The sequence below is a fragment of the Staphylococcus borealis genome (assembly GCF_001224225.1).
GTDB classification, from domain to species: Bacteria; Bacillota; Bacilli; order Staphylococcales; family Staphylococcaceae; genus Staphylococcus; species Staphylococcus borealis.
In genome coordinates, this window is sequence record NZ_CUEE01000002.1 from 287,262 (window position 1) to 299,518 (window position 12,257).

General features: G+C 32.9%; 10 protein-coding genes. All 10 read left to right on the plus strand.

What is annotated here, in order from left to right; all coding sequences use genetic code 11:
• The first annotated feature begins 96 nt into the window (after positions 1-96).
• A complete protein-coding gene (locus AK212_RS04015; RefSeq protein WP_053029344.1) occupies positions 97-1,857 on the plus strand; it encodes a 2-oxoacid:acceptor oxidoreductase subunit alpha in 1,761 nt (586 codons plus the stop codon).
• On the plus strand, positions 1,858-2,724 hold the full coding sequence (locus AK212_RS04020) for a 2-oxoacid:ferredoxin oxidoreductase subunit beta (RefSeq protein WP_053029345.1): 867 nt from the start codon (positions 1,858-1,860) through the stop codon (positions 2,722-2,724).
• A 218-nt stretch (positions 2,725-2,942) separates the two neighbouring features.
• The gene (locus tag AK212_RS04025; RefSeq protein WP_053029346.1) at positions 2,943-3,569 is read left to right on the plus strand and encodes a poly-gamma-glutamate hydrolase family protein; all 627 of its coding nucleotides are present in this window, start codon (positions 2,943-2,945) and stop codon (positions 3,567-3,569) included.
• Between the two features lie 45 nt (positions 3,570-3,614).
• A complete protein-coding gene (locus tag AK212_RS04030) occupies positions 3,615-3,911 on the plus strand; it encodes a thiamine-binding protein (protein ID WP_053029347.1) in 297 nt (98 codons plus the stop codon).
• 306 nt (positions 3,912-4,217) lie between these two features.
• The gene (gene miaB, locus AK212_RS04035) at positions 4,218-5,762 is read left to right on the plus strand and encodes a tRNA (N6-isopentenyl adenosine(37)-C2)-methylthiotransferase MiaB (protein ID WP_053029348.1); all 1,545 of its coding nucleotides are present in this window, start codon (positions 4,218-4,220) and stop codon (positions 5,760-5,762) included.
• Positions 5,763-6,128, plus strand: a complete 366-nt coding sequence (locus AK212_RS04040) for a YlbF/YmcA family competence regulator (protein WP_053029349.1) — start codon at positions 5,763-5,765, stop codon at positions 6,126-6,128.
• Between the two features lie 21 nt (positions 6,129-6,149).
• Complete coding sequence (gene thiW / locus AK212_RS04045) at positions 6,150-6,641, plus strand: energy coupling factor transporter S component ThiW (protein ID WP_053029350.1); 492 nt, start codon at positions 6,150-6,152, stop codon at positions 6,639-6,641.
• Positions 6,642-6,899: 258 nt separating this feature from the next.
• Entirely contained in the window at positions 6,900-9,548 is a 2,649-nt protein-coding gene (gene mutS, locus AK212_RS04050) for a DNA mismatch repair protein MutS (RefSeq protein WP_053029351.1), read from the plus strand.
• A gap of 12 nt (positions 9,549-9,560) precedes the next feature.
• A complete protein-coding gene (gene mutL / locus AK212_RS04055) occupies positions 9,561-11,594 on the plus strand; it encodes a DNA mismatch repair endonuclease MutL (RefSeq protein WP_053029352.1) in 2,034 nt (677 codons plus the stop codon).
• Positions 11,595-11,608: 14 nt separating this feature from the next.
• Positions 11,609-12,142 (plus strand): glycerol-3-phosphate responsive antiterminator, encoded by a 534-nt coding sequence (locus AK212_RS04060; protein WP_053029353.1) that lies wholly within the window; start codon positions 11,609-11,611, stop codon positions 12,140-12,142.
• The last annotated feature ends 115 nt before the right edge of the window (positions 12,143-12,257 follow it).

The window sequence follows — 12,257 nt, forward strand, 5'->3', positions numbered from 1 at the left end:
AGTATGAATTTAAATAATTGCCACTGTTGTCATAGTAAGACGGTGGTTATTTTTGTTATGATTTATTATGAATTAATTCCACAGGAGGCATATGATATGAAATCACAAATATCATGGAAAGTGGGCGGACAACAAGGTGAAGGTATCGAATCGACAGGTGAAATTTTTGCCACAGCGATGAACCGTAAAGGATATTATTTATACGGATATAGACATTTCTCAAGCCGTATTAAAGGCGGACACACTAATAATAAAATTAGAGTATCCACTACACCTGTACATGCAATTAGTGATGATTTGGACATTTTGGTGGCTTTTGACCAAGAAACAATTGAATTGAACCATCATGAAATGCGCGAGGATAGTATTATTATTGCTGATGCAAAGGCAAAACCGACGAAACCTGAAGCGTGTCGTGCTCAACTTATTGAATTACCATTTACTAGCACAGCTAAAGAATTAGGTACTGCACTTATGAAGAATATGGTTGCTGTTGGTGCAACGTGTGCCATCATGGATTTAGATACAACTACATTCGAAACGCTTATAACAAATATGTTTACCAAAAAAGGTGAAAACGTTGTAGCAATGAATATTGAAGCTTTAAATCAAGGTTATGCATTGATGAAAGCGCAAATGAATGATTTGCAGTTAGATTTTAAATTGCAACCAACGGATAAAGATCCTCATTTATATATGATTGGTAATGATGCAATAGGGTTAGGTGCTATTTCAGCGGGCTCTCGCTTCATGGCTGCCTATCCAATTACACCTGCATCTGAAATAATGGAATATATGATTGCGAACGTACCTAAAGTAGGCGGTACAGTAGTACAAACTGAAGATGAAATTGCTGCAGCTAATATGGCAATTGGTGCTAATTATGCAGGTGTTAGAGCATTTACTGCCAGTGCAGGACCAGGTCTTTCACTTATGATGGAAGCTATAGGCCTTTCAGGTATGACGGAAACACCATTAGTAATTATTAATACACAACGTGGTGGACCATCAACGGGTTTACCAACTAAACAAGAACAATCTGATCTAATGCAAATGATTTATGGTACGCATGGGGATATACCAAAGATTGTCGTAGCCCCTACTGATGCTGAAGATGCTTTCTATTTAACGATTGAAGCGTTCAACTTAGCTGAAGCATATCAATGTCCAGTAATAGTATTGAGTGATTTACAATTATCATTAGGTAAACAAACGGTTGAACATCTTGATTATAATAAAATTCACATTCAACGAGGCGAATTATTGCAATCTGATATTGAACGTGAAGAGGATGACAAACAATACTTTAGAAGATATGCGTTAACAGGAAATGGTGTATCACCTAGACCTATACCTGGAGTTAAAGGTGGTATACATCATGTAACTGGCGTAGAACACAATGAAGAAGGTAAACCAAGTGAAGCGGCTGAAAATAGACGTCAACAAATGGACAAGAGAATGCGTAAAACAGCAAATCTATTAATTGAAAAACCAGTTGAATTAAATGAACAACACGAAGAAGCCGATATTTTATTTATTGGATTTATATCTAGTAAAGGTGCGATTCAAGAAGGTGCTGAAAGACTTAATGCGCAAGGTTTAAAAGTGAATACTATGCAGATTCGTCAACTTCATCCTATGCCGAAAGATGTTATTCAATCAGCTATTAATAAAGCATCTAAAGTCATTGTTGTTGAACATAATTATCAAGGGCAACTTTCAAATATCCTTAAAATGAATACAACAATTCAAGATAAATTGATTAATCAAACTAAATATGATGGTACACCTTTCTTACCTCATGAAATTGAATCTAAAGGGCAAGAAGTAGTAAGTGAAATTAAGGAGTTGGTATAATTGGCTACATTTAAAGATTTTCGTAATAATGTGAAGCCAAATTGGTGTCCAGGTTGTGGTGATTTCTCAGTTCAAGCAGCTATTCAAAAAGCAGCTGCCAACGTCGGATTAGAGCCTGAGGAAGTAGCAATCATTACTGGTATTGGCTGTTCAGGCCGATTATCTGGTTATATTAATTCATACGGCGTACATGGTATACATGGACGCGCATTACCACTAGCACAAGGGGTTAAAATGGCGAACAAGGATTTAACTGTCATTGCCTCTGGTGGTGATGGTGATGGATACGCTATTGGTATGGGACATACTATTCATGCATTAAGACGTAATATGAACATGACGTATATTGTTATGGATAATCAAATTTATGGCTTAACTAAAGGGCAAACCTCTCCATCATCTGCAGTAGGTTTCATAACAAAATCTACGCCTAAAGGTAATATCGAGAAGAATGTTGCACCACTTGAATTAGCATTATCATCAGGTGCAACATTTGTAGCCCAAGGGTTCTCGAGTGATATTAAAGCGCTAACTAAGCTCATTGAAGATGCGATTAATCATGATGGCTTTTCATTTGTAAATGTCTTTTCACCATGTGTTACTTATAACAAAGTAAATACGTATGATTGGTTTAAAGAACATTTAACAAGCTTAGATGACATAGAAGGCTATGATACGTCTGATAAACAATTAGCTATGAAGACCGTTTTAGATCATGAGTCTTTAGTCAAAGGTATCGTGTATCAAGACACTGAAACCCCGTCATATGAATCTCAAATAGAAGAACTAAATGAAAGTGCATTATCTAAGCGAGATATTCATATAACTGAAGAAGATTTCAACAACTTAACTTCTCAATTTGTATAAAAATTTAATTCCTCACTTCTAAACAACGTATGTTTGGAGGTGAGTTTTTTGTATTACGACCTATTCATTATATATTTTTTGCATCATACATTAGTATTTAGATACTATTAAAAGTATTTAGTTTAAGTAATCATTATTAAATTTTAGATAAATACTTTTTAGGAATAAAATGAAGGGAAAAGAAAAGTAATAATAATTTACTTAAGTGAGGTTTCAAAATGGATAAATATCAGTCTATGAGAGAATTGCAAAGTGAAACGATTGAGAATGAAGATTGGGAAATTGTCACTGATAATAGAGATAGCGAAATAACAATTCTAGCGATACATGGCGGTGGAATAGAACCTGCTACTACTGAACTTGCGCGTGTTATTGCTAATGATGGACAATTTAATTATTTTGCATTTAATGGTATGCGAACAAAAGGAAACAATGAGTTGCACGTAACATCTATTAATTATGATAATGACATTGCTATGGATTTAGTAAAAACAAGTGAACGTGCAATCACAATTCATGGATGTCTTGGTGAAGATGAAATCGCTTATATCGGTGGTAAAGATAATCATTTAAAAGAGCGTATTGTTGAAGAATTAAGTCAAATTGGTATAGAAGTAAAAGAAGCACCTAGTCATATGTCTGGTACTCAAGATAATAATATCGTGAATTGTACAAAAAATGGTGTAGGTGTGCAAATAGAGTTAACGTCTAGTTTGAGAAAATCTTTATTCAAAAATAATAAGAGTAACCGCAAAAGTAGGTTGGACGAATCGAATTGGGACGATAAGATGTTTGATTTTAGTAAAGCAATTAATATAGCAATTACTGAAGGCAATTTTAATTAATGAGTGGTAAAATTAAGGTAATAGAATAGACTGAGGTGATTATTAATGCAAGATACATTAATGAGTATTCAAATCGTTCCAAAAACGCCTAACAACGAAGACGTTATACCGTATGTAGATGAGGCTATCAAAATCATAAATGATTCTGGTCTGCATTTTAGAGTGGGTCCTCTCGAAACGACAGTTCAAGGCGATATGAGTGAATGTTTAATCCTAATTCAGAAATTACATGAACGAATGGTTGAATTAGAATGTCCAAGTATTATTAGTCAAGTTAAGTTTTATCATGTACCAGCTGGTATCACAATTGAAACGTTAACAGGAAAATATGATAGTGAATAAATGGCTTTTGAAGGGGCTAGGACATAAATAATACTTTTGTAAATTCGCAGTAGCTAACTGAACTGATAAGGCGCTTAAATCAAGCCTTTTCTCAGTTCTAGTCAAGGGCCCCAACAAGTAGAGCATCATTAAGAATACTACAAGCAAAGTAAACTAGGAGTGGACGATGAATTTTAAAAGAATTCTGACTCGCTCCTTTTTTAAAATGACAAATTTATTAACTATTTTAACTCTTTTTGCACTTTATAATTTATTTTAATATAATGAACTAATGATATTAGTGCATATAGAAAGGAATTTTTTAAAGTGAATGAAGAACAAAGAAAAGCTGGTACGATAAATATCTTAAATGAACGCGATAAGAAAGTAGAAAAAGATTATAGTAAATACTTCGAAAAAATTTATCAACCACCTAGTTTAAAAGAAGCACGTAAACGAGGTAAACAAGATATTAATTATAATCGCGATTTTCATATAGAAGACAAATACCAAGGAATGGGAAAAGGGCGTACATTCTTAATTAAAACATATGGTTGTCAAATGAATGCACACGATACAGAAGTAATGGCTGGGATTTTACAAGCTTTAGACTATACAGCTACAGATGATATAAATGAAGCGGATGTTATTTTGATTAATACTTGTGCAATTCGTGAAAATGCTGAGAATAAAGTTTTTAGTGAAATTGGTAACCTAAAACATTTAAAAAAGAATAGACCTGAAGCATTAATCGGTGTTTGTGGATGCATGTCTCAAGAAGAGTCGGTCGTAAATAAGATACTTAAATCATATCAAAATGTAGATATGATTTTTGGTACACACAATATCCATAAATTACCAGAAATTTTAGAAGAAGCATATCTTTCTAAAGCAATGGTTGTAGAAGTTTGGTCTAAAGAAGGCGACATTATTGAAAACTTACCAAAAGTTCGTGAAGGTAGTACGAAAGCATGGGTTAATATTATGTATGGTTGTGATAAATTCTGTACATATTGCATTGTGCCATTTACTAGAGGAAAAGAACGTAGTCGTAGACCAGAAGATATCATTGACGAAGTTCGTGGTTTAGCACGAGATGGTTATAAAGAAATCACTTTGCTTGGTCAGAATGTGAATTCATATGGTAAAGATATTAAGGATCTAGATTATGGATTAGGAGATTTATTAGAAGATATTTCTAAAATTGATATCCCAAGAGTACGTTTTACTACAAGTCATCCATGGGACTTTACGGATAGAATGATTGAAGTTATAGCTCAAGGTGGAAATATAGTGCCACATATCCATCTGCCTGTGCAATCTGGAAATAATGCTGTATTAAAAATTATGGGACGTAAATATACGAGAGAAAGTTATTTAGATTTGGTACATAGAATTAAAAATGCCATTCCGAATGTCGCATTAACGACAGATATAATTGTTGGATATCCTAACGAAACCGAAGAACAATTCCAAGAAACACTATCATTATATGATGAGGTCCAATTTGAACATGCATATACGTACCTATATTCTCAAAGAGATGGTACGCCAGCTGCTAAAATGAAAGATAATGTACCTGAAGATGTGAAAAAAGAGCGCTTGCAACGTTTAAATAAAAAAGTAGGTCATTATTCTGAAAAAGCGATGAATCAATATGAAGGGCACACAGTAACTGTCTTATGTGAAGGTGTTAGTAAGAAAGATGATACGGTTCTAGCCGGTTATACTGAGAAGAATAAATTAGTAAACTTTAAAGGTCCACGTGAGGCAATCGGAAAATTAGTATACGTTGAAATTGATGAAACAAAACAATATTCATTAAATGGTACATTCAAAGAATTTCATAGTGCGCCAATGGTGACTAATTAAATGTATAGCAAGGATGAAATTTTAAAACAAGCCGATCAACTCACAAATAAAATTAAAGATTTAGACCTTATAAAATCATATCAAAATATAGAAAAACAAATTCATGAAAATCATAATATTGAAAATAAAATGAACCGTTTAAAAAAACAACAAAAGCAGTCAGTTAATTTTCAAAATTACGGTAAACAACATGCCTATCAAAAATCAGAAGATGAGATTGAAGCTTTAGAACATGAAATTAATGAATTACCAATAGTTGAGGAATTTCGCTCTGCACAATATGAAGCGAATGATTTATTACAACTGATGATAAGTACTATGGAAGATCGTTTAAACGAACATAATGAAGATGAACATAAGGAATAATATAAGAAAGGGATAAGCACTATGAACAATAGAAAACTAACACTTACAGCATTGTTGATTGCCACTAACGTTGTGTTAAGTAGTTTTATTATCATTCCATTGGGACCTATAAAAGCAGCACCTGTGCAACATTTTATCAATGTATTATGTGCAGTATTTGTGGGACCATGGTATGGTTTAGCTCAAGCACTCATCTCATCGATCTTAAGAAATTTATTTGGCACTGGTAGCTTTTTCGCATTTCCAGGAAGTATGATTGGTGTACTTTTAGCCAGTGTGTTTTATATGTACAGGAAACATATTTTTATGGCTGCTGTTGGTGAAGTAATTGGTACTGGTATAATAGGAAGTTTGTTATGTATTCCAATGGCATGGTTCTTAGGCATGCAAGATTTCTTTGTTAAACCATTAATGATAGCGTTTATTATTTCAAGTTTTATAGGTGCTGCGATTAGTTATTTCTTACTTTTTATGTTGAAAAAACGAGGATTACTGGATAAGTTTAAAAAATAATAGTTTGTGAATGAAGAGTTGTTTTAATTAATTTGAGATTATCATTTTCAAAAGAAAGAGGCAGACGTTTAAAAAATGTCTATATTCTTAATTTTGTTATGATAATCTTTTTTTATTGATTATTGTGATAAATAAATTTTGCAATAGTATATAAAGTTAAATTAAATGAACTCACGAGCGTTGTAACATTTCATATGTTAAAATATATAAGTTAAAAGTACGTTATAATTCGGAAAAATATAGTAAGGTTGTGAAAATATGTCGAATACGACACCGATGATGCAACAATATTTGAAAATTAAATCGCAATACCAAGATTGTTTATTATTCTTTAGATTAGGCGATTTTTATGAAATGTTTTTTGAGGATGCAAAAGAAGCGTCTAGAGTATTAGAAATTACATTGACTAAAAGAGATGCTAAAAAAGAAAACCCAATTCCTATGTGTGGCGTACCTTATCACTCTGCGAATAGCTACATTGAAACGTTAATAAATAATGGCTACAAAGTAGCAATATGTGAACAAATGGAAGATCCTAAGCAAACGAAAGGTATGGTAAAACGAGAAGTAGTTAGAGTAGTAACACCTGGAACAGTAATGGAACAAGGTGGTATGGATGAGAACCAAAATAACTATATTTTAAGTTTTATTAAACAAGATAGTAACTATGCCTTAAGTTATTGTGATATTTCAACTGGTGAATTAAAAGCTACTCAAATTGAAGATGAAGATACTTTAATTAATGAAATTGTAACGATAAATCCTAACGAAATCGTTGTTAATCAAGAAATTAATGAAAGCCTTAAAAAACAAATCTATTTAACAACAGAAACAATAACTGTTAGAGAAACAATTTCGGATGCTTCATATGAGGTTAATCAACTAACTGATCATCATACGTATCAAGCTACTCAATTATTACTCGACTATGTATATCATACACAAAAGAGAGATCTATCTCATTTAGAGAGTGCAATCACATATGCTGCAGTTGATTTCATGAAGATGGATTACTACGCTAAAAGAAATTTAGAATTAACTGAAAGTATAAGATTAAAATCTAAAAAAGGCACGCTTTTATGGTTAATGGATGAAACGAAAACACCAATGGGGGCGCGTCGACTTAAGCAATGGATAGACAGACCTTTAATTAATAAAGAAAGAGTAGAAGAGAGACTAAATATAGTTGAATCATTCATGAATCACTTCATTGAAAGAGATACGTTAAGAGGTTATTTAAATCAAGTTTATGATATAGAACGATTAGTTGGTCGCGTAAGTTATGGTAACGTCAATGCACGTGATTTAATTCAACTTAAACATTCAATTTCTGAGATTCCTAATATTAAAGCACTTCTCGAAAGTATGAATGATGTTGCAACAAACCAATTTAGTTCTCTTGAACCATTAGAAGATTTATTGCAGGTATTAGAAGACAGTTTAATTGAAGAACCACCTATTTCCATTAAGGATGGTGGTCTGTTTAAACATGGCTTTAGTAAACAATTAGATGAATTCTTAGAGGCCTCTAAGAATGGTAAAGATTGGTTGGCACAGTTACAAGCTAAAGAACGAGAGCGGACAGGAATTAAATCACTTAAAATTAGCTACAACAAAGTATTTGGATATTTTATAGAAATTACACGAGCAAACTTACAAGGATTTGAACCGAATGAATATGGTTATCACCGTAAGCAAACTTTATCTAATGCTGAGCGTTTTATAACAGATGAGTTAAAAGAAAAAGAAGATATTATTTTAGGTGCTGAAGATAAAGCAGTAGAACTTGAGTATCAACTTTTTGTTCGTTTAAGAGAACACATTAAAACTTATACGGAAAGACTTCAAAAGCAGGCTAAAATTATTTCTGAACTTGATTGCTTGCAAAGTTTTGCTGAAATTGCACAAAAATACAACTATGTTAGACCTGAATTTAGTGATAATAAAACATTAAAATTAGAAAATTCACGTCACCCTGTGGTTGAACGTGTAATGGACTATAATGACTATGTTCCTAATGATTGTAAATTAGACAAAGAAAACTTTATTTATCTTATCACTGGGCCTAATATGTCAGGTAAGTCAACTTACATGAGACAGGTTGCAATCATCAGTATTATGGCTCAAATGGGGGCATATGTTCCATGTGATAAGGCAACATTGCCAATATTTGATCAAATCTTTACTCGAATTGGTGCTGCGGATGATTTAGTATCAGGGAAAAGTACATTTATGGTAGAGATGTTAGAAGCACAAAAAGCATTAACATATGCGACTGAAAATAGTCTAATCATTTTCGATGAAATTGGTAGAGGTACTTCGACGTATGATGGCTTAGCTTTAGCCCAAGCCATGATTGAGTATGTTGCTCAAACGTCTCACGCAAAAACGTTATTTTCAACGCATTATCATGAATTAACTACATTAGATCAAGAACTACCAAGCCTTAAAAATGTACATGTTGCCGCTGATGAATATCAAGGAGAGTTAATCTTCTTACATAAAGTAAAAGATGGGGCTGTTGATGATAGTTATGGTATTCAAGTAGCTAAACTGGCTAACCTACCAGACGAAGTGATTAATCGTGCGCAAGTTATTTTAGATGCTTTCGAACAACATCAAAACGCCAATGATTATGAAGAAACTAGTAATTCAGTGCTTAAGGAATCGGTGTCAGTCGATAACCACGATATTAACGGTACACAAAATAAAAAAGATAGCGATAAAAAAGCACAAACTAACAATCATGCACCTAGCAATGAATTTGAACAAGCATCATTTAATCTATTTGATTCAGAACCAACAGTAAGTGAAATCGAAGAAGAGATTAAAAAACTTAATATATCAAATATGACACCGATTGAAGCATTACTTAAACTAAGTGAATTACAAAATCAATTGAGATAGAGGTGTTGGAAAATGGGCAAAATTAAGGAACTACAAACGTCTCTTGCGAATAAAATAGCAGCTGGTGAAGTAGTAGAGCGTCCAAGCTCAGTTGTGAAAGAATTGTTAGAAAATGCAATCGATGCACAATCTACTGAAATTAATATTGAAGTAGAACAATCAGGCATTTCTTCTATTAGAGTCGTAGATAATGGTACTGGTATTGAACAAGATGACTTAGATTTAGTATTTCATAGACATGCAACAAGTAAGTTAGATGCAGATGATGATTTATTTCACATTAGAACATTAGGTTTTCGTGGTGAGGCATTAGCAAGTATATCTTCAGTAGCTAAAGTTACGCTTAAGACGTGTACAGATAGTGAGAATGGTCATGAAATCTATGCCGAAAATGGCGAAATTTTAAGTCGTAAACCAGCTAAAGCTAAAAAAGGTACCGACATCACAGTAGCATCATTATTCTACAATACACCAGCTCGCCTAAAATATATAAAAAGTTTATATACAGAGTTAGGCAAAATTACAGATATCGTCAATCGTATGGCAATGAGTCATCCCGATATACGTATTTCTTTAATATCAGATGGAAAAACATTGTTAAAAACTAACGGTTCCGGTAAAACAAATGAAGTTATGGCTGAAATCTATGGTATAAAAGTTGCAAAAGATTTAGTACATATTCAAGGTGATACGAGTGATTATCACTTAGAAGGTTTCGTAGCTAAACCAGAACACTCAAGAAGTAATAAGCATTATATTTCAATATTTATTAATGGCAGATATATTAAAAACTTTGTACTCAATAAGGCAATTATTGAAGGGTATCATACACTACTTACAATTGGACGTTATCCGATTTGTTACTTAAATATCGAAATGGATCCAATACTCGTAGATGTGAATGTTCATCCAACGAAATTAGAAGTCAGATTATCAAAAGAAGAACAATTATATCAATTAATTGTTGAGAAAATTCGAGAGGCTTTCAAGGATAGAATTTTAATTCCGCAAAATAATTTGGATAGAAGACCTAAAAAAAATAAAGTATTAAATCAATTTGAACAGCAAAAAATAGACTTTGAGAGACGTCAACAGAAATTGAATCAAGAGACTGCGACTCCAACCTATAAGACATCTAGTGATTCTAATGACGATAACTTAAATGAAGCAAATTATGAGTACGATGCTCCAGATAATAAAGAGAGCATAAATGAAAGTACGGAAAGCATCGTTCACAATAATAAACGCGCCGATGACAAAGATTACTTCCAAATTCAAAAAGAAATTTTGAATGAAATGGATAGTGATACGACTAACCCAGATAATCAGGATATAAATTACGCAACAAAAGGCGCATCAGAAGCCAATATGAGTGATGAAATAGCGCCAAAAGATCAACAAACACTATATCAACCACAAGATAGCAATGATATTAAAGGAAAGGTAAGCAACACACCATCGCGACGTGTTCCATATATGGAAGTTGTCGGCCAGGTACATGGAACTTATATTATTGCCCAAAATGAAAACGGCATGTTTATGATTGATCAGCATGCTGCTCAAGAACGTATTAAATATGAATATTTTAGAGAAAAAATTGGCGAAGTGACGAATGAAGTCCAAGATTTGTTGATACCATTAACCTTTCACTTTTCAAAAGATGAACAAATGATTATAGATCAATATCAGGAAGAATTAGACAAAGTAGGCGTTCATTTAGAGCACTTTGGCGGTCATGATTATATCGTGAATAGTTACCCTGTTTGGTTCCCAAAAGCGGAAGCGGAAGAAATTATTCAAGATATGGTTGAATTGGTATTAAATGATAAAAAAATAAGTGTAAAAAAAATGCGTGAAGATGCTGCGATCATGATGAGTTGTAAGAAATCTATTAAGGCAAATCATTATTTAAAAAATAATGAGATGGCGGATTTGATTGATCAATTACGTGAAGCGGAAGATCCATTCACATGTCCGCACGGCAGACCTATTATCATCAACTTCTCGAATTATGAACTAGAAAAACTATTTAAACGCGTCATGTAGAGAGGAAAATGCTTATGAAAGAATACGTTTTACCTGCGATACGGAATATGAAAGACTTAGAGAAATTAATAAAAACAGATTATAAAATATGTGTGCTATTAGATATGCATATTGGTCATTTGAAAAGTGTTATGGCGCTGTTAAAGGCGAATCAAATTGAAGCCTATATTCATATCGATTTAATTAAGGGTATGGCTGTTGATGAATATGCTTGTGAATATATCATTCAAACATATAGTCCTAAAGGAATCGTTTCTACCAAATCTAAGGTAATTCAAAAAGCTAAATCGTTAAATAAGTTAACGATTTTCAGGGTGTTTATTATAGATAGTCAAGCCTTAAGTAGAAGTATTAACTTAATTAAGAAAGTTGAGCCTGATTATGTAGAAGTATTACCTGGTATAGCGCATAAAGTTGTTAAAATTATTGATGAAGAAACTGCTTCAAAAGTCATTGCTGGTGGTTTGATTAATGAAGAAAGCGAAATAACTCAGGCACTTAATAGCGGTGCGAGCTACGTTACAACCAGTAACCGTGCATTATGGTAATTCGTACCGCCATCAATCCAACTTCTTTCTTAATTTTATAAAAATGAGAACAATCAATTTTAGGATTACTTAAATGTGACAAAATTTCAACGAAAGTATTGACAACGCTTACAAA